We start from the raw sequence: 23614 nt of genomic DNA, 5'->3' as shown, positions 1-23614 counted from the left end.
GTCTAACCAGCCGTTTTGTTAAACAATGGAGGTACAAAATTTTTCATGATTTTGTGGTTAGCTAAATTAAAACAACATGTGTGTCTAAAGATAAAAAGGTGCTTTATATTGTAAAGCACCTTTTTTGTTGTATAACATTGCTTAATATTTGATAATTGTCGGCATATTCGGGCATTTGGTCATAGCCGTCACCGCACATATTGGCCTGAAAGGAGAGCAGCCAATCCAACGACAGCTGCGCATAAAACGCCTGTAAATCAGGTAGGTAAGGGTAGGAGAGAAGAAATTTACAAACTCTTGCATTTATTATAAAATATTCATTTTCAATAATATATAATAAATTTTCTACGCTTTTCATCCACTCATGATTCAAACGATGTTCTACGTTTGGCACGACTGGCGGCCTACACTGCCCCACATACAAAAAATATACTTGTGCCACTTGCGTCTTCCCTAGCATTTCGGCGATGCGCCGCTCATGCGAACCTGTTACACAAATATCATCCACTACAATCAGATTTCGGCCTTTTACTTGCTCCTCGTCTATTTGCAAATCGGTTTGGCGCATCAGGTTTTTGCGCTGCTCCTCGTCCAGATTCCCGTAGTCTGACGCAAAAAGCCGTTGTCTCCTGATTTTTATTTTCTCAATTTTTATTGCTGGCAAATTATTGGTAATCAAAGCATAAATCGCGTCTGCAATCGCATTAGAGGCCGTCGGGACGTACTTATAAGCCGAGGCCGTAATGAGCCACTGGCCAGAAACTTGGGTTAATTTATCCCGTAACACTTCATACATTTGCGCAGCATAATGCGCCGCCGCCTGCCCAGAACCATATTTAAAACGACTATACAACGCCGAATCAAAAAGCCGCTCATCGGCACAAACAAACTGATTATCAATTGTTTGTATATCATTAAGAATAATTCTTTGCGCTTGCATGGGCGTTTTGGGCAATAAAAGTATGTGTATCAGACAAACTATTAATTACCTGAAAGTCAGGAAGATTTGGCAAGGATTCGGGTGCAAACAACAAAGCGTTCATGTTGCTGGCCAAAGCTCCCGCGTAATCAGCTACGGGATTGTCGCCGATGTGCAAGACTTGCGCCGCCGCACAACCAAAATGTTGGGTTATTTTCTCGAAAAAAGCGGGTTGCGGCTTGGCCATGTCGTGTTCGTCCGAAAAAAGCAGTAAATCAAACAAATCATTGATTTTCAGATTTTCAAAAAATGCTCGTAGCGTTTTTCCTTCTACAAAACCCGTATTGCTAAGCAATGTTATTTTGTAGTTTTTATCGCGCAAGGCTTGTAAAGTCGCTGGAAATGAGGGTTCTATCAGGGTTGGCGGGTCAGAAAGAAACGCTTCGTTGATGCGTGTGTATAGCCATTCAAAATCTATCGGCTTAACATAATGTAAACGCTGCGCCAAAGCATGCGTACGCACCAAAGAACTAAATTGGCGGCCAGTGGCATCGGTCTGCAAATCCAGTTGTTTGTCAGTTTCGAGCATAAGTTGTTCTAATTCAAGGCTTGGCGTTTGGCCGAGAGCTTGCGCCAAAGCCGCCACGCGTTGCGCACGGAATGCGCGATTAGGCATTATAATCGTTTGCCACAAATCAAAACTGATAATTTTTATTTCGTTTTCCATTTCTAAAGCGTCCTTTGGTGTAAATCAAGGGTTCTTATGTTATTTCCCTTCCAATTTAGTATTTAGCTTTGAAAATACCGCTTTTTTGTTTACATTCAAAAGTTTTATAATTTATATTATGTTAAGTAGAGTTTCACGATAGATAAAAACTACCCTTTCTTGGCGGCGTTCTGCCTCATTTTACTGCCAAATGAGGCAGAACGGTAAAATATGAGGTCGTATCCAATTCTTGGATTTTACACAAAAAAATAACCGACAAGAAATATTCCTGTCGGCTAAGTATCATAATATCAAACAATTACACTAAAATAAATTTATTTAAAACCTATGCTAAAGTAGCCAATACATCGTTCATGCTACGCACTGCGTCAGCAGATTTGTTGAACAATGCTTGTTCTTCGGCGTTGAGTTTGAAATCAATGATTTTTTCCCAACCATCTTTGCCGATAACCACAGGCACGCCCAAACAAATATCGTTTTGGCCGTACTCGCCGTCAAGCGACACGCAGCAAGGAAGAATTAGTTTTTGGTTCAACAAAATGCTTTCTACCAATTTGGCAACCGCTGCACCTGGTGCATACCAAGCAGATGTTCCAAGCAATTTTGTAAGCGTTGCACCACCTACCATAGTGTCGGCAGAGATTTTGGCAAGCGCATCAGCCGAAAGGAACTCAGACACAGGCAATGTGTTGTAAGTAGCCAAACGAGTAAGCGGAATCATGGTTGTATCACCGTGACCACCGATTACGTTTGCTTGCAACTCGTTTGCAGTGCAACCAAGTGCTTCAGACAAGAAATACTTGAAGCGTGAGCTGTCCAAAATACCACCCATACCGATTACGCGGTTTTTAGGCAAGCCAGACGATTTAAGAGCCAAATACGTCATGGTATCCATTGGGTTAGACACGATGATAAGAATAGTATTTGGAGAATATTTTAGAATGTTTTCTGTAACAGACTTAACGATACCAGCATTAATGCCGATAAGGTCTTCGCGTGTCATACCAGGTTTGCGTGGCAAGCCTGAAGTAACTACTACTACATCAGAATTGGCTGTAGCCGCATAATCATTAGTTACGCCTTTAAGTTTGCCATTGAAACCAGCAAGCGTAGCTGTTTGCATAATGTCCATTGCTTTGCCTTCTGCAAAACCTTCTTTGATGTCGAGCAATACAACTTCTTCTGCAATGTCGCGACGAACAATGTTGTCGGCAGCGGTAGCCCCTACTGCGCCAGCACCTACTACGGTAACTTTCATGTTTTTATAAAATTAGTTTTGACAAATATTTATTGGGGGATTCTGATACTTATCCTTTGGGTGTAAAATTATCAAAAGAATTTATCCATCAACCATGACAAAGGTCAGTTTTTCGCGAAATTCCGCAAAATAATTCAACGACCGTTAAAATATATCTATGTTTTAGTTTTTCCCATGAGTCTGGCCACCGCCAAAGGCGCAATCAGATGCTCTTCGCGCACTTTTTCTTGTAGCTTCAGAAAAGCCCCAATCAATGCCTCAGGGCGCGGCGGACAACCTTGCACATACACATCAACGGGCACGATTCTATCCACACCTTTTACGACGTGATAGCCGTGTTCCCAATACGGGCCGCCACAGTTGGCACAGCTCCCCATCGAAATCACGTAACGCGGCTCAGGCATTTGCTCGTAGAGTCGGCGCACGCGGTCAGCCATCTTGAACGTAACCGTCCCCGACACAATCATTACATCGGATTGGCGCGGTGAGGCTCTGGGAATCACGCCGAAGCGGTCGAGGTCGTAGCCCGAAGCGTAAGTTTGCATCATTTCGATAGCACAGCAAGCCAGCCCGAAGCCCATCGGCCACAAAGACGAGAGCCGCGCCCAGTTCATCAAATCATCTAAGCGCGTAACGACCAAGCCCAATTCGCCTGTTTTCTGTTGTTCGGTTAAAGTATTATTCATTTTGTCCAAAAATCAGCTTTTAATAAGCATTATTCCCGCAATAATACACACAATTCCCAACCATTGTTTGAGCGTAAAGGTTTCACCCAAAAATAACATTCCTAAAGCTACGCCCGCCAAAATCGTACCGCCCAACACAATCGGCAAGCCCACCGACACGGGTATTTCTTTCCCAAAAGCATAAAACGACACGATTTCGGCCAAGCCCACGCATACACCCGCCGCCACGGCGAAGCCTATGCCCTGCCCTGTTGCGTGTATGTCGCTTATTTTCTGGAATTTAAGGTAAGCCAACACCGCCGCCCCCAAACACGCCGCTACGGTTTGCAGAATCACGGCACCCACTACCTCGTGAATGCTGCCTGCGGAGGCCTTAATAAAAAAATTGTAGCCGCCCATCAAAACGGCTACAATCAGTAGTAAAGACAAATTATAAAAATTCATTTTTGAGATAAAAAGCTATTAATCAAAGAATTGCCAAATCAGACCAAAGTCCAACATACGGCGCGTGCCAGGGTAATAAGGTGCAGCAAAATAGCCTTTTCCGCCAATTCCTTGCGTAATGTTATTGAGTTTAAAAAATATCTGAACGCGTTTGATGCGCATATTCACAAACAAATCCGTCACCATATACGGCGAAACTAAGAAGTCATTTTGCAACCGAAACTGCTGTGTAGCAGGCATATACGCATCGGCATAATACGACGAACGCCAACGCATATCCAAGCCGACTTGCACAAGCAACGCACTTTTAAACATTGGACTTTCGTAGTAGTAACGAAGTTGTGCGTACTTGTCAGGCATACGGATTACGTCCGCACCCGACGTTTTGGTATAGCGGAACAAATGGTTCAAGTGCCATTTACCAAGCGTCAAATTAAGTTCCGTTCCCGCCGCCAACACCTTAATAGTCGTATCTTTTCCTACTTGATGGGCTTTGGCATCTGTACCGTAATAAATATAGTTTTTCAGGGTCGTAAACTCGGCCATTGGCTTGATAACCATTTTTTTACCTAATTTCAAATTGGCATTTCCCCAAAGGTGCGTAGCGTCTGTGTATTCAAAATTGGGATTTTCCCAAACAAAATGATTGCCATTGTAATAACGCTGTACCATCGTCGGCGCATAACGCATTTGCTCCGCGCCAGCCTCTACCAAATCCGTATGCAACAACACTTTAGCCCAATAATCGCGCGAAGGCTGCATTTCGGCATCCACACTCACAAAATAGGTGCTATCAGCAGGCAAATGATAACGCAATTGTCCACCTACAAAGTTCTCATTTTTAAGCGTTTGCGCTATCGGGAAAAGGCTATTCAGCGTAAAATCTTTGCGACGGAAATACACAGCATAATGCGCCGCGCCGCCCAACTTGCCTTTTATGCCGCCCCTTTGCTCCCAAAGCGTATAGATTTGTTGCTGAAAAGTAGCACTTGAATCATAAATCCCAGCCCCATAAATCTGTGAACTATCTACGGACGGGTCTGTGTAACGGTTGGTTTGGCGGCTTCTTTCAAACAAATAAAACAACTGCACAGCATCTTGATTATCAAGCGTATATTGCTGATAAATATGCCATTTGTTGCGCAAATCGCGGTTGTGCGCCGTAGCCGACAGATTGATTTGCTCGATTTTATAATCAAACAATTTGTCTTTGTCCAACTGCCCATCTACAAAATCTTCTTGGGCTGGTTTCACGCCGCCCGTTTCGTAAGTGTATTGGTTCAGGTGCGAATAATTGCCCAAGAAAACGTATTTGCCATTTTTGGAAACATAGCTCGCATACACAAGGCCTGCGTGTTGGCTGGCTTCTGGGTCGCGGTTTTTGGTTACGCCGATTTGTTTTTGGGACGTGATGCGGCGATAATCAAAACCAAAGTTAAAACGGGTCGTAAAATTGCGATTAAAACCCGCTTTCAGCATTTGGCGACCAAATCCACCTTGATAATAATGCGCATACGTGTAAGGCGAAAACGTATTGAAATAACGCGCCGCCCCCGCATCAAGTGCGTAAGGCGTAAAAACATCTACGCCGTAGTTGGTACCAATTTGTTTGGGCAAGGCAAAATATTGCGATTGAATAGCCGAACCCCAATTGCCTAAATTTTTGTTTGGGCGAAATGAATTTTGGTCGGAATACAAAAAATCATCAGTGTTATGAACGTCGCGCAACGTAGTGTCCAGCGTGTGCAACACTCGTTTATTTTCATAAATTTCTTTTTCGAGAAAATAGCGCACCGTTTGAGGTCCGTATTTTTGATGTGTAGTATCATCTACGATTTGGGCAAAACCCTGTTGGCAAGCCCAAAGACTAAAGCTAAGTATTAATAATTTCTTTTTCACGAGGGCAAATTTACAAAGCGAAGGCAATAATCATGCCTTCTTTTACCAGAATATATTTTTAAATTCTTGTAAATAAAGTTCCACACCAGCCACCGCCCAAACATTCGCATTGCGGTTGGTCAGGCCGCCAGCTTCTCCGAGGCTCACACCCGCCAAATCCCGCGAATAACGCGCAAAAATATTGAGCTTGGGGCGCAGATGATAGCGCAGACCCGCACAAAACCCCAAATCCACCAAATCAATGGCGTTATTGGAGTAATCGCGCTGTTTGATGTGCGTTACATAGATTGTATCGGGTGTTGTATAAACGGTTTTTCCGCTATAATCAAATACCGAAAAAGCTCTAAGCGAGAAAGTTAGGCCAGCATAGGCACTCCATTTTTTCTTTTTGTCCAGAAAAGTGCCCACCATAATCGGCAAATCCAAATAATAAATATTCTGAAAGCCTTTGATATTGGTGCTAATGGTGTCGCTGCCCATGCTTCCTAATTGCTTGGTGTTGTAATCAATGTTATAGCCTCTTCTATTCAACAGAAAATCAGCTTGCAAATAGGTTTTTTCGTCTTTGAAATAATAGCGCGAGGTAAGCCCGATTTGCGCAGAAGTGCGCCATTTCATGCTGTACGGCGAGTCGGCAATACGTGTACGCGATACGCCAGCCCCAGCCGACAAACCTAATTGTATTTTGCTACGCAACACAGGCGTGGCGGCAGGCGGCAAATTTACATATTGCGCCGTAGCAACTTGGGTGCTCAAAGCCGCCAATACTCCGAAAATGAGTACAATTTTTTTCATTTTTGATGATATGTTATAAAGTGTCCCCTTCCAAACGTCGCAATTTATTCATTATTTTCTTTTTGATTTTATTTTACATAATTTTAAAAATTTATATAACAAAAATTCTGTTTACAAATTCTCTTCAAATTCTATACCTTTGCCCCGATTTGCCGCGTATTTTTTGGATTTGTACGGGCATTTTTTACACACAAATCATTCATTACCGTGAATTACACTTTACTTATCCCGTTGGCTATCAGCTTATTTATTATCGAATTGCTGTATTTTCGGTTGGCCGACCGCTTCAACATCATCGATAAACCCAACCAACGCAGTTCGCACACACGCATTACGATTCGCGGCGGCGGTGTGGTTTTTTATATGGCGGCCATCGCCTACTTTTTTTATTTTGGCTTTCCCCTCCCCTATTTTTTTGTTGGCCTGACCATCGTAACGGTTATCAGCTTTTACGACGACATTAGCAGCGTATCGAGTGGCGTACGCAGTGCCTTACAACTTACAGCCATGCTCCTAATGGCTTATCAATTAGATGCTTATATGCAAAGTTGGTGGATTTTGGCTTGCTTTTTTGTGTTGGCCGTCGGAATCCTGAACGCTTACAACTTCATGGACGGCATCAATGGCATTACGGGGATTTACAGTCTAATAACATTGCTCTCGTTGGCTTATCTCAATACATTGGACACAATCACCTTCACAGATACGCAATTGCCTGTATGGGTTGCGGTGGGCGTTGCCGTGTTCAACTTTTTTAATTGCCGCCCCAAAGCCAAATGTTTTGCGGGAGACGTGGGCAGTGTTTCGGTGGCCTTTATCGTGATTTATTTGTTGGCTGGCCTTATTTTCCAAGCCAAAAACATTTATTATATTTTGCTGCTGGGTGTTTATGGTGTGGATAGCGTGCTTACGATTGTGCAACGCCTCATGCGCCGCGAAAACATTTTCCAGCCGCACCGCACGCATTTGTACCAAGTTTTGGCCAACGAAACCAAAATACCTCACGTAAACGTTTCGATTATTTACGGAATTATTCAGCTCATTATCAACGTTATAGTATTCCAAACAACGGATTTGAGCGGCGCGACACAAACAGGCATTGCCGCCGCTATTTTGCTTTCGTTGGCCGTGCTGTACTGGACACTCAAAAGCTATTTGTTGCGCCGTCACGCCGCCCAACAAGCACAAGCCTAATATCAAATTTTAGATAGATAAATACCTTGAAATCAATTGCATTACTGACCCCCGAACACTGGAGCACGTACCAACTCATCGACTCGGGCAATTTTGAGAAATTAGAACGCTTCGGCGACCATATTTTGGCACGTCCCGAACCGCAAGCCGCTTGGGACAAATCTCTCTCCGAAACGGATTGGGAAAATTTGGCGGGTGCAACCTTCCGCCGCGAAAAAGGCAGCCAAGAAAAAGGCGAATGGATTGTGCGCAAAGGCACGCCAGAACGTTGGTTTATGGACTATCGCAGCCCACAAATGCGCCTTAGCTTCAAAATCGCGCTTTCTTCGTTCAAACACGTGGGAATTTTCCCCGAACAGGCCGCCAATTGGGAGTATATTTTTACGCACACCCAAAAAATGCCTGTACAAACGCCTCGCGTGCTTAACTTGTTTGCTTATACGGGTGGCGCATCGTTGGCCGCCAAAGCGGCTGGGGCAGACGTGGCGCACGTGGATTCGGTGAAGCAAGTGGTAAGCTGGGCGCGTGAAAACATGGAGGCCAGCAAATTGGATAACATTCGCTGGGTGGTGGAAGATGCCCTCAAGTTTGTGAAGCGCGAAGTAAAACGTGGCTCTGTGTATCAGGGAATTATCCTTGACCCGCCCGCCTACGGACGTGGCCCCGATGGTGAAAAATGGGTTTTGGAAGAACACATTAACGAATTACTTAAACTCTGCTCGCAGCTTTTGGACAAACAAAATCACTTCTTTATCCTGAATCTGTATTCGTTGGGATTTTCTACGCTTATCGTCGAAAACCTAATTAATTGCTCGTTTGGGCAAGTGAAAAATCCCGAAGCTGGCGAGTTGTATTTGGAAGATAAACACAAAAAACGCTTGCCGCTGGGCACGTATTACCGTTTTCATTCATAAAACTGCGTAAGTAGCTCAATTACAGCAGGTGTATTTCCCCGAAAATGCCAGTCGTGGAGGCGGCGAATCGGAAACACACCTGCTACATTTCCCCCAAAAACAATTTCGGTTTCTTGTAAAACATCAGGTTTGGCGCAAATCTCTTGCACTTGCCAACCCAATCGCGCCGCATTGCGCAACAGCCAACTGCGCGTAATGCCTGCAATACAGCCCGTTTGCAAGGAAGGCGTAAAAAGTGTGTTATTTTTCACCCAAAACAAGTTAGCCGCCTGACATTCAGCCAAATGCCCTGCGGTATCGGTCAGGATAATCTCGTCGGCGGCGTAGCGCACGCGTTCCAAACCCGCCAAGATGTATGGCAAACTATTGCAAGTTTTGTAAGCCGACCACGCCGAAGCCTGCAAATGCACGCTTTGCGCGAGAATGGTCGTTTGCTTTTCCCCCACAAATGCTTCGTGCGGTTGCGCCTCCAAAAGCCAATCTGCTCCGTTTTGGGTAGGCGTATAAAGTCCGCCAGTTTTGCGCCAGACCTGCAAACGCACGCGTGCGGCCACGTTCGGGGCGTTGATTTGAGCAAGTTCTTGTATTTTTTTCAATAAAAAATCTGATGTAAAATACTCATCAACAGCAATTTGCAAGGCCATAAGCCCAGCCGTAAGCCTTTGCCAATGCGCCGCCCAATGGCGCGGAAAACCTGCGGCATCAGTGATGATTGTTTCAAAAACACCATCACCATAACAAAACGCACGGCTTTTGGAGGTTACATTAAATTGCTCAATATCAATCATTTGACCGTTATAATAACACTTCATAATTTTCTTTTTACTTCCAACACAAAAATACACAAGCCCATCTCAACAAAAAAACGACTCCCTTTGCAGAGAGCCGTTTTCTGAATTTTATTAAAAGCCTTGCGGCAATTATTTTTGCGATTTTTTCGCTTGGTCAGCATTGCGCATGGCTTGTTCGATGCGTTGCTGGAACGAAGATTTCGGCTTATTGGCGTTTTTCTCGCGTGTTTCGTCCAATTTGCGGCGGATAGCTCCTTCATCTACAAAGTTGCGGATAAGCATTTGTTGACCGATACTTACTACGTTGGAAACCAAGTAGTAGAAACTCAAACCAGCAGGCAACGAGTTAAGAATGAACATGAACACCACAGGCATAATGTACGACATGTATTGCATTGGGCCTGCCACCGTAGAAGTTTGGTTGTTGAACCACGTAAGCACCAACGTAGAAGCCGTCATCAAGATAGTGAACAAACTCACGTGCGAGCCGTAGCTTGGAATTTTGAAAGGTAAATCCAAAATAGAATCGTACACGGACAAATCACCTGCCCACAAGAAAGCCTGTTGGCGCAATTCGATAGAGTTCGGGAAGAAGTTGAACATCGCCAATAACACAGGCATTTGCAACAACAACGGAATACAACCACTAAACGGACTTACGCCCACTTGGCCGTACAGTTTCATTTGGTCTTGTTGGGCGGCGGCCATATCGTCGCCGTGTTTTTCTTTGATTTCGTCAAGTTCTGGCTTCAAAACCTTCATTTTGGCCATCGAAACATAAGACTTATAAGAAAGTGGGAACAATACCAATTTGATAAGCAATACCAAAATAACAATGATAATGCCGTAGTTGCTAATCGACTTTTCGAGCAAATGGAACACTGGAATTACGACGAAACGGTTAATCCAGTTGATAACAGGCAGACCTAATTCTACGTTTTTAGAAAAGTCTTCGATTTCTGTCGATTTCAGGATACTGTATTGGTTTGGCCCAAAATAGTATTTGAAATTGGCTTTGCCTGCGTTAAGGTCGGCAGCAGGAATGAAAAGTGTCGCCTCTGCGGTTTTGATGTAGTTGTTAGAAATCGCAGAAGTAATGTTCGTACGAACCTCGCCTTTCTCGAATGGTGCGCCTTCCGACACAAGAGCCATGTTAAAGAACTTTTGTTTGAAAGCAACCCATTTCACGGCAGTTACATCTTCTTTCTCCTCGCCGCTGGCTGTAGCTGACAAATGGTCGAAACCGTCGGCAGCTAAGTAATTGATTGTGGCGGCGTTGCGGCTTTGTTCTGGGTCTTTCTCAAAGTTTTTGAGGCGTTCTTGCCACACCAAACGCGCAGGTTGGTTAAGGCTGATGCCGTTTACTTTCAAGTCATAATCCAATGTAAAACCTTCTGCTCCAAGCGAGTACGTTTGTTCTACAAAACGACCTTGCGCCACTTCCAAGCGGAAAGCCGCCGCATTAGCCGACGTGTTTTGCGCTACGAAATACAGCTTTGACAAATCAATATTGCCTGCGGCTGTCGGAAGTTGTAAGTTGCAAGAGCTATTGTTTTTCTCGGTAAGCAAAAGCGGCTTTTGGTCGTAAGTCTTATAGTTTTTAAGCAAAACCGAAGTGATTTTACCGCCCAAAGTGCTCAGTGTAACACGAATATCTTTGTTTTCGAGCACTACTTTTTTTTCTTCACCGCGCAAAGCTGGTGTAAATTCGCCATAAGCTACTGAATATTTGGCTTTTAAGGCCGAGTCGCTAAGTGCTTGGTCGCTGGCAGGCAAAGCGGGAGCAGCTGCCCGAACTGCGGCCAAACTATCTGCCGAAATCTTATTCTTTACCTCTGGTAACTCCTCAGGTTTGGGAGCAATAAACTGGAAATAGACTAAAAGCATCAAGAAAATGAGCAATAGTCCAGTGAGTTGGTTCCTATCCATTCTTTTTTAGTGTATGTAATTAAATTAAAAGAAGGCCAACCAGTGGCCTTTTTGAGTTAAAAATTAAGTTTAAATTATTGATTATAAACAAATTATCTATGCTCAGCCAAATGCTTGGCTTTGTACGTTTCGAGCGCAACGCGCACAAACTTAACAAATAAAGGGTGTGGATTCAAAACTGTACTCTTAAGTTCGGGGTGATATTGTGCGCCCACAAACCAAACATGGTCTTTTAGTTCGATTATTTCTACTAAACCCGTATCAGGATTGATACCCGAAGCAATCATACCCGCCGCCTCGATTTGGTCGCGGTAATCGCTGTTAAATTCGTAGCGGTGGCGATGGCGTTCCGAAATTTCGGCTTTGCCGTAAGCCTGATATGCTTTAGAGCCTTTTTGCAACTCGCAACGGTACGCGCCCAAACGCATCGTGCCGCCTTTCATCGTTACATCTTTTTGGCTTTCCATAATAGAAATCACAGGATTTGGCGTGTCGGGGTTCATTTCCGTAGAAGCGGCATCTTTCAGCCCCAGTACGTTACGCGAAAATTCCACTACGGCACATTGCATTCCCAAACAAATTCCAAAGAACGGAACATTGTTTTCGCGTGCGTAGCGAACCGCGTTTATTTTGCCTTCGATACCTCTTTCCCCAAAACCTGGAGCAACCAAAATTCCATCTACTTTGGAAAGTGTCGAAACAGTTGTTTCCCACGAAACCAAATCTTCGGCCTTAATCCAATGCAAATTCACTTTGCACTCGTTGGCCGCGCCTGCGTGTATAAAGGCTTCAGCAATTGATTTATAAGCGTCGTGCAACTCCACGTATTTGCCCACCAACGCAATGTTTACCTCTTCGGTTGGATTTTTGAGACGACCCAAAAAGTCGCGCCAACTCTCGATATTGGTTTCTTGCTTGGGCGTAAGGCGCATTTTGGAAATAACACGCTCGTCCAATTTTTCTTTTTTCATGAGCAAAGGCACATCGTAAATAGTCTCTGCGTCAATGGATTCTATCACAGAATTGATATGCACATTGCAGAACAAAGCCAATTTGCGGCGAATCTCTTGCGGCAAATGATGCTCCGTGCGACAAACCAAAATATCAGGCTGAATCCCTGCTTCCAACAATGTTTTTACGGAATGTTGGGTTGGTTTGGTCTTTAGTTCGCCTGCGGATTTAAGGTACGGCACTAAAGTAAGGTGAATGACTAAGGCGTTATGTTCGCCCAGTTCCCAACGCGCCTGACGCACGGCCTCAATGAACGGCAAAGACTCAATATCGCCGACACAACCACCGATTTCGGTAATCACAATGTCGTATTGGCCTGTGTTGCCCAACAAAAAGAAGTTGCGTTTGATTTCGTCGGTGATGTGTGGAATGACCTGAACGGTTTTGCCCAAGTAATCGCCGCGACGCTCGCGCGTAATCACGTTGTTGTAAATGCGGCCTGTGGTGATGTTGTTGGCTTGTGAGGTAGCAATGTTAAGGAAACGCTCATAATGTCCTAAATCAAGGTCAGTTTCTGCGCCATCGTCCGTAACATAGCACTCTCCATGCTCATAAGGATTAAGTGTTCCTGGGTCAATGTTCAGATAAGGGTCAAATTTCTGAATGGTAACCGAAAGACCACGCGACTGAAGGAGTTTGGCCAAAGAAGCCGAAATAATCCCTTTTCCTAACGACGAAGTAACGCCGCCCGTAACGAAGATGTATTTTGTGATGGACATAGTTTGTTTCTTTACGGGGCGCAAAGTTATACATTTTATGCCACGAAACGGCAAAAAGGCGGCGAAAATTGATTTTTTTAGAGAAAATGGCGGAAGTGCAATGTAATCAATGGTTTTATATTATATAAGATACTAACTTGCAAATTATAAGCATAAAATACAATATATTATTTATATACAATAATTAAAATGAATAAATATGGATAATACTATTACAATTCTTGGACTTGTTAGCGGAATCACAGGAATTATAGGATTTTTCTTTCCTTCCGAGTGGAAAGAGAAAATTATCATTAAAATAGTGTTTACGCTAATAATCTTAACTCTTACATCATACATCGTTTTTCTTAATTCTAAAGTAGATAGAATTGAAAAAGTTTCAAAATCAGCCAACTTATTAATAGAAAAAAAGCAAACAGAGTTTACCTCTGAAGGTTTTATTCTTGCTGCTCTAAGTTTTTTAGAACAAAACAAAAAAGATTTTCCAGACTCATATGAGAGAGCAAAAAAGATTTTTGAAAAATATGACAATGATAAATATAGAGCGATTGAGAGTGTAAATATCTCCAATGAGATAGAAGGCTTAATAAAAGGCATAGGAATCCTATCTACAGTTGAAAATAAGTAAAACCATATAATACGCCCCCCATCATCAACAAAACATAACTAACTTTATATCCAAACTATGGCTTATTCTGATTTTACTTTGTCTGATTTAGAGGAAAAATTTAGCATAACCAATGAGCGAAAGGAATTATATTTTCCCGTAACGCCCATCAAACCCACTCAATGGCTGCAAAAAGAATTGACAGACAGCAAAGAAATGCCTATCAAAAGCGAAAAGGCACGAAGTGAATGGATTGTTGTGCCAATCCTTAAAGAGTTACGCAATCTCAATAATAAATTTTTCACTATCTATTCTGGCGATAATCTTATAGGGGACAAAGAAAAAGGATTACAGGGCGAATGTGATTTCATTTTGAGCAAAGACACCAAGTCCTACGACATCAGCGTACCCATTTTTCATGTGGTAGAAGCCAAGCGCAACGATTTAGAAGAAGGCGTTAGGCAATGTTCTGCGCAATTAGTTGGAGCAAAAAAGTACAATGACAAAAAAGGAATACGCTTAAACAAACTTTTTGGCTGTACGACCACAGGCGACGTGTGGCAATTCATTGAGTTTACAGACAATAAATTATACATCGACAACAATAAATACTATTTAAGTGAAATAGACAGTTTATTGTTGTCGATGTATCATAGACTATTACAAAAATTCCCTCTCCTAAACGCAAAAGCCGCAACCCATACGAGTCGCGGCTTTTTTGTGGTATATTTTTTAATCTATGCCCTTCCTCCACTCAGGAACTCATACAGTTTGGGAACGCTCTTTCTCAGAACCACACCCACTACCAAGCAAATAGCAATACAAACAAATGCGACCATAAAATATTGTATTAATACATAGATTCCATAAGTCGGCATTATTTTAATACTTATTTTGCGTAATACCGTTAGCAAAGGTTCATGCATGGCATATACAAAAAAAGCATACGCACTAAGCTGAGATAATACATTAAAAATACGTTCTTTCAATACAAAAACTAACGATAATTTTATTGCCAATACTGCGCCAATAATAATATTTATTTTATGGATAATCTGTCTATATTGAGGGCAAAACAATTCTATACAAATAGTGATAGCATAAAGCAATAAAATGTCAAAATATTGGATACTATCTATTTTATCCGTAGTCAAATTATATTTATGAATATAATAACCCAATACAAAAAACAACATAGATTCGGCTGAATATAAGTACAAATTATAATCTACTATCCAAAAAAATATAGCAAGAAAAAGGAATGCTATCGGGAATTTATCTATTATTTTCTTAAAAATAATTGCAGAGAAATTAAGCAAAATTAAATCTCTTAAAAACCAAAATTGATAAACCAACGGATATGGCGAACGTACCGTAAATCGGCCTACAACAGCATCTATATAATCTAATATATCAAAATTAGTAATATTGTTTTGTGGATTTGCAAAAAATGCTTTTGTGAAAGTCAAATGCTGGCCTAATGCAAATAAAAGAATCGCTAAACTTGTCCAAACAAGATACGGAACTGCAATTGTTTTAGTCTTTTTAGTTAAAATTTGAAAAAAAGTATTTTCTTTCAAATACAACAAATAGCCTGATATTAAAAAAAATAAAGGAACAGCAATACGCGCAATTATATCAGAAACCAAATATTTTATATGGCTAACATACGGCGGAATATCCAATACAACAGTCCCCGTGCCTAAGTTTATAAAAAAGATATTATTGTGGATAAAAATAACAAATACTATCAATAAAAATCTTAATGAAGTTATTCTTTGGGATAAAATTTGGTTCATGGTAATATTCTTTTCAAAGCATCAAAAAGGGTAACGTATTTGCTACATTACCCTTTAATATTTTTATTGTTTTATTCTGGTTTTGTCGGTCTCAAACAAGTTGGTATCTGCTTGCGCCGAGTCTGGGAACACCGTAATCATGGGCACGGTCGCCATTAGCTTTTCTTTCTTCTTTTTGTGCATGCGCTCAATAAGCAAAACCTTATTTTTTCGCACCATATTGTCTATAATTGGCGCGGAGGCGGTATCTTCCATATCAAACAGCGCAAATTGCTCTGGCGTAACGCCTAACATCGAATTTTTGGTACGTTTGGGCTGCTGCACTGGCGAAATAAAAATTTGCTCGGCTTGCTCGCCTTCTGCCGCCGACGAGTCGAAGGCATACAAACTCGAATCTTTACCGATAATCATAAAAGATTTGGTCTCCACCGGCCCACTAAGGTAAAACGCACTCTGATACGCAGGGCAAATGTACTGGGTGCGATTGCACGCCATATTATACACGGCCACCACTGCCAGCAGCAACAATACGAATATAGTATTTGTGTTAATACGCATAGTTTGGAGTGAGCTTTTTAGCTGAATACACTTTTATCTTTTTAAAAAAAACTACATCAGATTTGTATCAAAAACAATGCCGCAGAAGTTATCCACACAAAAACAAAGGCGATGTTTATAAAAACAACATACTGTATAGTAACACGTTAAGGCCTTTACAACCTTTTAGATATTTGATTAATACACCTGTTTACACTTAAATTGTTAGCAAGATACGCATTTTATATCCAAATTATCAAATTCTTAATGTAAGTTTAAGGGGAATGTTTTCTGCAAAGCTGACAATTATCGTTTACTTTTATCCTTAAATTTTAATTAAGTCGTATGAGTTTCAAAATTCAGTCCTTTACATTCAACGGTTTTCAGGAAAACACCTACGTGGTTTTTGATAGCGAAAGCCTCGAAACGGCCATTATTGACCCAGGTTGTTACAACGCGCACGAGCAAGCCGCCTTAGAAAAATTCATTGCTCAAAATTCTCTTACAGTCAAATATTTACTCAATACGCATTGTCACATAGACCATGTGTTGGGCAATACTTTTGTCAAAAATCAGTACAATGTTCCACTCATGATTCATCGTTTGGAGCAAGTGATTTTGGATAATTCTTACGCTTCGGCCACCATGTACGGATTTATGAACTATGAACGTTGCGAAGCTGATATTTATTTGGAAGAAGGCCAGCAAATTTTATTGGGAAATAACGCTTTAGATATTCTCTTTGTGCCAGGTCATGCACCTGGTCACGTTGCTTTTTATAACACAGCCGAAAGATTTTGTATTAGTGGCGATGTATTGTTTCGGGAAAGCGTAGGCCGCACCGACTTCCCCTACTGCAACCATAACGACCTGATAGATAGCATCAAAACAAAAATGTTTGCGCTGCCCGACGACACACGTGTGTACGCAGGACATGGCCCAAGCACCACCATCGCGCACGAAAAACGCTATAATCCGTTCGTATAGGCAATTTTTTATTTTGAACTAAACGAAAAAAGTAAGAACTTTGTAGTTAGCTTTTGTGTTTTCTGAACATGAAGCTTTTTGTAAAAACGCTTTTGATTTCACATTTATAATATTAACCTTTTGCCGCGCCAACCATGAGACAGCTCAAAATAAGCAAGCAAATTACCAACCGCGAAAGCCAGTCACTTGACAAATATTTACAAGAAATTGGCAAGGTGGATTTGCTCTCACCCGATGAAGAAGTAGATTTGGCAAAACGTATCCGCGACGGAGACCAATATGCACTCGAAAAACTCACCAAAGCCAACTTACGCTTTGTGGTTTCGGTAGCAAAACAATATCAGAATCAGGGTTTATCACTCGGCGACCTTATCAACGAAGGTAACTTAGGGCTTATCAAAGCAGCTCAACGTTTCGACGAAACGCGCGGTTTTAAGTTCATTTCTTATGCCGTTTGGTGGATTCGTCAATCTATTTTGCAAGCTTTGGCCGAACAGTCGCGTATCGTACGCCTTCCGCTCAACCGCGTGGGTTCTTTGAACAAAATTTCTAAGACCTTCTCGGAGCTTGAACAAAAATATGAACGCGAGCCATCGCCAGACGAGTTGGCCGAAGTATTGGAAGTAAGTACTTCCGAAATCGTGGACACGCTCAAAATCTCTGGCCGTCACGTTTCGATGGATGCACCATTCGTACAAGGCGAAGAAAATAGTTTGTTGGACGTGTTGGAGAATGACAGCGAAGTAACGCCAGACTCCGAACTAATGAACGATTCTTTGCGCCGCGAAGTGCAACGCGCCCTTTCGACGCTTACCATGCGCGAAGCCGAAGTAATCACTTACTATTTCGGTCTGAATGGCGAACATGCCATGACGCTGGAAGAAATCGGCGAGAAATTCAATCTTACGCGTGAGCGTGTGCGCCAAATCAAAGAAAAAGCGATTCGCCGCCTACGCCATACGAGCCGCAGCAAAGCATTGAAACCTTATTTAGGTTAAAAGTAAAACAAATTGCCCTACAAAGAGGTTGCTACAAAAGTGGCAGCCTCTTTTTTTGTCTTTCTCTTTCTAAAAATAGCCTATGTTATATTCTTTCATTTTAGCAACATTCTTTTCTTTTCAAACGACCGCTGCACCACACGAACCGACGGGGACTATCGAAATAAACATCCAAAATCTACGCAACGAAAAAGGCCAATTGCTTATCTCTGTGTATCGCCAAGCCGATGGATTCCCGAACAATCCCGCCAAAACCTATATAACAAAATCAATTTCAGTTAGTACTTTAAAATCGCCTGTACGTTTCGAATCCCTACCTTACGGCACGTATGCCATTAGCTTTTTGCACGACGAAAACGGCAATCATCGTATGGATTATAACTTGCTGGGCATGCCTCAAGAAGGTTATGCCGTTTCTGGTCAATCTATGAGTTTGTTTAGCCTTCCGCGTTACGAAAAAGCAAAGTTTGAACTCAATGTTTCGCACCAAAAGCTCCTGATTTCCATGTACTATTTGCGCTAAAAGTTAGTATTTTTTATTTTACATAACTATAATATTTATAAAACAAGCGAATAAAGCGCAAATAAAGACATCGTTTGCATAACAATCAAATAGAGTGTTGTATATTTGCATTAATTTCAGATATTCCGAAATTTTCAACCCAAAATTTATCTCATTTATCCAATGAAAAACATAGTAGTAATTGGTTCGGGTACGATGGGCAATGGTATTGCTCACGTATTTGCACAACACGGTTTTAGCGTTAACTTAGTAGATATTTCGCAAGATTCGCTAAATAAGGCACTGGCAACTATTAGCAAAAACTTAGATCGCCAAGTTAGTAAAGGATTGCCAGAGGAAGTTAAATTAGCAACCTTAGCCAATATCAAAACCTTTACTAATATTAGCGATGCAGTAAGCGATGCTGACTTAGTAGTAGAGGCTGCAACAGAGAACATCGACACTAAACTAAAAATATTCGCAAATCTTTGCGAAATATCTCCTGCTAAAACAATTCTAGCAAGCAACACATCTTCTATTTCTATTACTAAAATAGGTTCTGTTACTAAACGTGCCGATAAAGTAATTGGGATGCACTTCATGAACCCAGTGCCTGTAATGAAATTAGTAGAGATTATTCGCGGCTACGCTACATCCGACGAAACTACTAATGCTATAATGGAACTTTCTAAGCAATTAGAAAAAGTGCCAACAGAAGTAAATGACTACCCTGGCTTTATTTCAAACCGCATTTTGCTTCCAATGATTAACGAAGCGATTTATGCTCTTTATGAAGGTGTGGCGGGCGTAGAAGAAATTGATACTGTAATGAAACTGGGCATGGCGCACCCAATGGGGCCTTTGCAATTAGCAGACTTTATAGGTTTGGATGTGTGCCTTTCTATCTTGAATGTATTGCATGATGGTTTTGGTAATCCTAAATATGCCCCTTGCCCGCTTTTAGTAAATATGGTAACTGCTGGCTACAAAGGCGTTAAGTCTGGTGAAGGTTTTTACCAATGGGGGCACGGCAGCAAAGAACTAATTGTAGCAAATCGTTTTAGCAAAAAACAACCATTCGCTACAGTTTAATTATTTTAGCAATATACTATTTATAAAAAGGCCGATATACAGATTTAGTATATCGGCCTTTTTATGCTAATTCAATTATTTTAGCAAACTAAACTACTACATTATTTTCTCTAAGTGCGTCATTTAGAGAAGTTTTCAAATCTGTGCTTGCTTTGCGTTTGCCAATAATAAGGCAGCAAGGCACATGAAACTCTCCTGCTGGAAACTTTTTAGCATAACTACCAGGGATAACCACTGAGCGTTCGGGAACATATCCTTTATACTCTACAGGTTCACTTCCAGTCACATCTATAATCTTAGAAGAGCCAGTAATCACGACATTAGCACCCAAAACGGCTTCCTTCCCTACCCTTGCACCCTCAACTACGATACAACGCGAGCCTACAAAAGCACCATCTTCAATAATTACGGGGGCAGCTTGCACAGGTTCTAACACCCCTCCTATCCCTACACCGCCGCTCAAATGCACATTTTCGCCGATTTGAGCACAACTTCCGACAGTCGCCCAAGTATCGACCATCGTCCCGGCACCAACATACGCCCCAATATTGACATAAGAAGGCATTAAAATTACACCTTTACTAATAAAAGCACCATAACGCGCCGTTGCTGGCGGCACAACGCGCACGCCCAATGCCTCATAATCAGATTTGAGCGCCATTTTATCATAATATTCAAACGGTGGCGTTTCGATAGTTTGCATTTTTCTAATAGGGAAATACAAAATTACGGCTTTTTTGACCCAGTCATTGACTTGCCAATCTGTTGCGGTAGGTTCGGCCACACGCACACGCCCTTTGTCCAAATCCTCTATTACCTGCTCTATGGCCTGAATAGTAGTAGAATCATTTAATAAATTACGGTCGAGCCATGCGGCTTCTACTATTTCTTTCGTTGTCATGCGCTTGATTTTGCGTTTAATTTAACATAAGGCAAATATAAAAGTTACATCTGTCATGTTTAGAGAATTTACAAGAAAGTATAAATAAAACAACCATTACCTTTGAATTAATGAAACGTCGCATAGTATTAGCTTCATTGCTAAAACCCGTGAACGATACGAGAATGTACGAAAAGTTCGCCGTACCGATCGCACAAACCAACCAATATGATGTTCATGTAATCGGATTTGAGGCCAAACAAGCCCAAGCCGCTGAAAATATCACCTTTCATACGCTATTTTCAGGCAAAAGATTAAGTATAAAGCGTTTAGGCATTGGCTTAAAATATTTCAATTTACTACTTAAACTAAAACCTGAAGTAATAATAGTTAGTTCTCCTGATTTACTGCTGTTTACCTCTGTACACAAAATAATATTTGGAACGAAAATATTATATGACGTGCAAGAAAACTACTTCGCTAACATTGTCTATACGCCTGTGTACCCTGCTTGGGTACGCAAACCCTTAGGACATTTTGTCAGATTCTACGAAACGATACTTTCGCGCACGTTTGACCACTTCATTTTGGCCGAACAATGCTACGAACAAGAGCTTTCGTTTATTAGCGACCGCTACACTATTATAGAAAACAAGTTTCTGCCTCCAATACCCGACTGGACACCGCCGCCGCCACGTATTCCTACTAAAGGCAACATCAAACTACTTTATTCGGGTACAATTGCAGAGCATTATGGTATTTGGGAGGCAATCGAGATCGCGAAATCCTTTTACGAGTACGATAAAAGCACTAAACTCACGATTATTGGCTATTGTGCTAAAGAAAGTCTTTGGCAGGAACTGAAAAAAGAGATTAGTAAACATTCATTCATTATACTAAAAGGCGGAAACCAATTAGTCCCCCATCAAGAGATTTTAGCAGAAATAAAAACGCACAATATCGGTTTACTAACTTATCAGGATATTAGCACACACAACAACCGCGTCCCTACTAAATACTATGAGTATTTAGCAAACAACCTATCGGTACTAATTACCCAAAATAAAATATTACTAAAATTGGCAAAAAACAATAAACTACAAATTTTAGCAACATACAATACTAATATAAACTTAGTAAGCAACATGGGATTTGCTAATTCATATTATGACGCCAAAAAACTAACTAACCTCCTACTACAGACCACTAACTAAATACAATTCTGCTAATATATTTCGGCAATCCTTATTTATACAATACTCAGCAGTACTACTACGCTGTTATGGTGTCTGATATACTAAAAGCCTCCCCCACTCTTCTATTAAATAACAGGCATAAAAAAAGCCTGTACTCATAGCGAGTACAGGCAAAAATGATGTAAGAAATCTAAGATTTTGTTTAATTCTTATTTCGCGCAAAAACAGCTTTTACCTTGCCGAATAGGACTGCATAATAATCGGTTTCAAACAGTGCTGAGTCGTTGCGGGCTTGGCGTAAGAACATAAATCCGAACATCAGCAAAACTACATTGGCCGTCCACATTCCGTAAGAAACTTCTACGAGTCCCTCCTTCGCCCATTTCTCGCCAGTAATCGAAATCACATAGAAGAAGATAAAGAATACTATCGAGATCAAGACAGGAACACCAAAACCACCTTTTTTAATAATCGCTCCAAGCGGCGCACCGATTAAGAAGAAAGCCAAACAAGCAAAGGCTTGCGTATATTTTCTAAATACTTCGATGGTAAACACATTTATATCTCTTTCGTTGGAAGCGATGCGCTCCGAATAACTTTGCGACAATGCCCTTACGTTTCGTGCCTGCCCTGCTGCCAACGATAAAATCTCGTGTTTCTGCGGCTCTGCGTAATGTTTTTGTTTTTCAATCCACTTCGTCAAATCAATGTTATTCGCTTTTTTCGCCGTATCTGCCCTAAACGTATAAGCATAATAACTAGGTAAATTGGTGCGCATTCCGTTGGTTGTATAGTCTTTTTCTCTGTTGAGCGAGTCAATATCAGAATGTAACTCATTGATATTACGCATCCATTTGTTAGAAGAAAACAAGTTAATGTCGGTTCGGCTGAAGTTAAAACTACTCATATTAAACACTAACTTACTCTTTCCGAACTTGTTACGAACAAATTCCTGCGGCTTGGCTTTGTCATTGATAAACTCCGAGTAATTCTCTCCGTGAAAAAGCTCCAGAACCAAATAGCGGTCATCGTAAATCGTGTACATTTTGCCCGAATCCGCTAAAATCACTTTTGTATTACCTCGTCCGTCGGTATGGTCATAAATCATTACGTCTTGAATGGATTTCCCGTCAGGCATTTTCTTGTTTACTTTGATCGTATAATTCGGCAAACCGTAATAAAAAGTACCTTCTTTGATGTTAAAGGTTGTTTTGGCGTGCGTAATGTCGTAAAGCAAACTATAAGCTCTCAAATTGGCGCGTGGTACGATGAAGTTGTTAAAAAAGAACGCCCCTATTGACAAAAATATCGCGACAATAAACATGGGACGCATCACACGTAATAACGAAATCCCAGAACCTTTGATGGCCGTTAGTTCGTGATGCTCGCCCAGATTGCCAAAAGTCATCAGCGACGACAACAACACGGCCAGCGGCAAGGCAATCGGGATCGTATTGAGGCTAAAATAAAAAAGCAGCTCGGCAAAAACGGAAAAACCTAAGTTTTTACCGACCAAATCTTCAAAGTATTTGAGCATTGTTTGGGTGAGCAAAATAAAAACCACCACCACAAACGTCAGTACAAAAGGCGCGAAAAAGGCCTTTAGTACAAGTTTATCAAGTTTCTTTATCACTATTATAATAGGTTGTATTTTTAATAAAGGCAAAAGTAAGAAAGGTTCTGTCCAAAATAACAGAACGCTCATTTTTTTGCCGCAGGTTTACATAATA

At 41.4% G+C, this 23614-nt stretch carries 22 protein-coding genes; 8 read left to right on the top strand and 14 right to left on the bottom strand.

Annotation, left to right across the window (positions count from 1 at the left end; genetic code table 11):
• Positions 1-103 precede the first annotated feature (103 nt).
• The 7 genes from BM090_RS13415 to BM090_RS13385 form a co-directional block, all read right to left on the bottom strand.
• Entirely contained in the window at positions 104-940 is an 837-nt protein-coding gene (locus BM090_RS13415; protein ID WP_091514062.1) for a phosphoribosyltransferase family protein, read from the bottom strand.
• The gene (locus BM090_RS13410; RefSeq protein WP_091514058.1) at positions 915-1646 is read right to left on the bottom strand and encodes an HAD family hydrolase; all 732 of its coding nucleotides are present in this window, start codon (positions 1644-1646) and stop codon (positions 915-917) included. Before BM090_RS13410 ends, BM090_RS13415 begins: the two co-directional genes overlap by 26 nt.
• A gap of 325 nt (positions 1647-1971) precedes the next feature.
• On the bottom strand, positions 1972-2904 hold the full coding sequence (gene mdh, locus BM090_RS13405; RefSeq protein WP_091514055.1) for a malate dehydrogenase: 933 nt from the start codon (positions 2902-2904) through the stop codon (positions 1972-1974).
• Positions 2905-3059: 155 nt separating this feature from the next.
• Complete coding sequence (locus tag BM090_RS13400) at positions 3060-3590, bottom strand: NADH-quinone oxidoreductase subunit B (protein WP_091514051.1); 531 nt, start codon at positions 3588-3590, stop codon at positions 3060-3062.
• 12 nt (positions 3591-3602) lie between these two features.
• On the bottom strand, positions 3603-4034 hold the full coding sequence (locus BM090_RS13395) for an EamA family transporter (protein WP_091514048.1): 432 nt from the start codon (positions 4032-4034) through the stop codon (positions 3603-3605).
• 18 nt (positions 4035-4052) lie between these two features.
• On the bottom strand, positions 4053-5933 hold the full coding sequence (locus BM090_RS13390; RefSeq protein WP_177199935.1) for a putative porin: 1881 nt from the start codon (positions 5931-5933) through the stop codon (positions 4053-4055).
• 42 nt (positions 5934-5975) lie between these two features.
• Entirely contained in the window at positions 5976-6728 is a 753-nt protein-coding gene (locus tag BM090_RS13385) for an outer membrane beta-barrel protein (RefSeq protein WP_091514041.1), read from the bottom strand.
• Between the two features lie 207 nt (positions 6729-6935).
• Between BM090_RS13385 and BM090_RS13380 the strand changes: the two genes are divergently transcribed.
• The gene (locus BM090_RS13380; protein WP_091514038.1) at positions 6936-7922 is read left to right on the top strand and encodes an MraY family glycosyltransferase; all 987 of its coding nucleotides are present in this window, start codon (positions 6936-6938) and stop codon (positions 7920-7922) included.
• A gap of 35 nt (positions 7923-7957) precedes the next feature.
• Positions 7958-8836, top strand: coding sequence for an RsmD family RNA methyltransferase (locus BM090_RS13375; RefSeq protein WP_091514316.1), 879 nt, complete (start codon positions 7958-7960; stop codon positions 8834-8836).
• Here BM090_RS13375 and BM090_RS13370 read toward each other — a convergent pair.
• The 3 genes from BM090_RS13370 to BM090_RS13360 form a co-directional block, all read right to left on the bottom strand.
• A complete protein-coding gene (locus tag BM090_RS13370) occupies positions 8827-9648 on the bottom strand; it encodes an aminotransferase class IV (protein WP_091514034.1) in 822 nt (273 codons plus the stop codon). The two genes, BM090_RS13375 and BM090_RS13370, sit on opposite strands and share 10 nt — an antisense overlap.
• 108 nt (positions 9649-9756) lie before the next feature.
• Positions 9757-11556, bottom strand: coding sequence for a membrane protein insertase YidC (yidC, locus tag BM090_RS13365; RefSeq protein WP_091514031.1), 1800 nt, complete (start codon positions 11554-11556; stop codon positions 9757-9759).
• Between the two features lie 92 nt (positions 11557-11648).
• The gene (locus tag BM090_RS13360; RefSeq protein ID WP_091514027.1) at positions 11649-13286 is read right to left on the bottom strand and encodes a CTP synthase; all 1638 of its coding nucleotides are present in this window, start codon (positions 13284-13286) and stop codon (positions 11649-11651) included.
• Positions 13287-13485: 199 nt separating this feature from the next.
• Between BM090_RS13360 and BM090_RS13355 the strand changes: the two genes are divergently transcribed.
• Positions 13486-13914, top strand: coding sequence for a hypothetical protein (locus BM090_RS13355; RefSeq protein WP_091514024.1), 429 nt, complete (start codon positions 13486-13488; stop codon positions 13912-13914).
• A 716-nt stretch (positions 13915-14630) separates the two neighbouring features.
• Here the strand turns inward: BM090_RS13355 and BM090_RS13350 are convergent.
• Complete coding sequence (locus tag BM090_RS13350; protein WP_091514020.1) at positions 14631-15692, bottom strand: acyltransferase family protein; 1062 nt, start codon at positions 15690-15692, stop codon at positions 14631-14633.
• A gap of 63 nt (positions 15693-15755) precedes the next feature.
• Positions 15756-16250 (bottom strand): hypothetical protein, encoded by a 495-nt coding sequence (locus BM090_RS13345; RefSeq protein ID WP_091514017.1) that lies wholly within the window; start codon positions 16248-16250, stop codon positions 15756-15758.
• 324 nt (positions 16251-16574) lie between these two features.
• On the opposite strand from BM090_RS13345, the gene BM090_RS13340 reads away from it, so the two are divergent.
• From BM090_RS13340 to BM090_RS13325, 4 genes are all read left to right on the top strand, one after another.
• Positions 16575-17216: an MBL fold metallo-hydrolase gene (locus tag BM090_RS13340; protein WP_091514013.1), complete on the top strand. Its 642-nt coding sequence runs from the start codon at positions 16575-16577 to the stop codon at positions 17214-17216.
• 134 nt (positions 17217-17350) lie between these two features.
• Positions 17351-18214 carry a sigma-70 family RNA polymerase sigma factor gene (locus BM090_RS13335; RefSeq protein ID WP_091514010.1) on the top strand — a complete coding sequence of 288 codons (864 nt, stop codon included), beginning with the start codon at positions 17351-17353 and terminating at the stop codon, positions 18212-18214.
• Between the two features lie 82 nt (positions 18215-18296).
• Positions 18297-18737, top strand: a complete 441-nt coding sequence (locus tag BM090_RS13330; RefSeq protein WP_091514006.1) for a DUF2141 domain-containing protein — start codon at positions 18297-18299, stop codon at positions 18735-18737.
• Between the two features lie 162 nt (positions 18738-18899).
• Entirely contained in the window at positions 18900-19808 is a 909-nt protein-coding gene (locus BM090_RS13325; protein ID WP_091514002.1) for a 3-hydroxybutyryl-CoA dehydrogenase, read from the top strand.
• Positions 19809-19896: 88 nt separating this feature from the next.
• Here the strand turns inward: BM090_RS13325 and BM090_RS13320 are convergent, their stop codons facing one another.
• On the bottom strand, positions 19897-20709 hold the full coding sequence (locus tag BM090_RS13320) for a 2,3,4,5-tetrahydropyridine-2,6-dicarboxylate N-succinyltransferase (protein WP_091513999.1): 813 nt from the start codon (positions 20707-20709) through the stop codon (positions 19897-19899).
• A 110-nt stretch (positions 20710-20819) separates the two neighbouring features.
• Here BM090_RS13320 and BM090_RS13315 point away from each other — a divergent pair, with 110 nt between their 5' ends.
• Positions 20820-21902, top strand: coding sequence for a glycosyltransferase family protein (locus BM090_RS13315; protein WP_143083975.1), 1083 nt, complete (start codon positions 20820-20822; stop codon positions 21900-21902).
• A 184-nt stretch (positions 21903-22086) separates the two neighbouring features.
• On the opposite strand, the gene BM090_RS13310 is transcribed toward BM090_RS13315, so the two are convergent.
• Positions 22087-23517, bottom strand: a complete 1431-nt coding sequence (locus BM090_RS13310) for an LptF/LptG family permease (protein ID WP_245756729.1) — start codon at positions 23515-23517, stop codon at positions 22087-22089.
• Positions 23518-23614: the final 97 nt, after the last annotated feature.

The sequence above is a fragment of the Flexibacter flexilis DSM 6793 genome (assembly GCF_900112255.1).
In the GTDB taxonomy this organism is placed as follows: domain Bacteria; phylum Bacteroidota; class Bacteroidia; order Cytophagales; family Flexibacteraceae; genus Flexibacter; species Flexibacter flexilis.
Note: the sequence above shows the minus strand (reverse complement) of the source record. Positions and strands in the feature narration are given on the sequence as shown.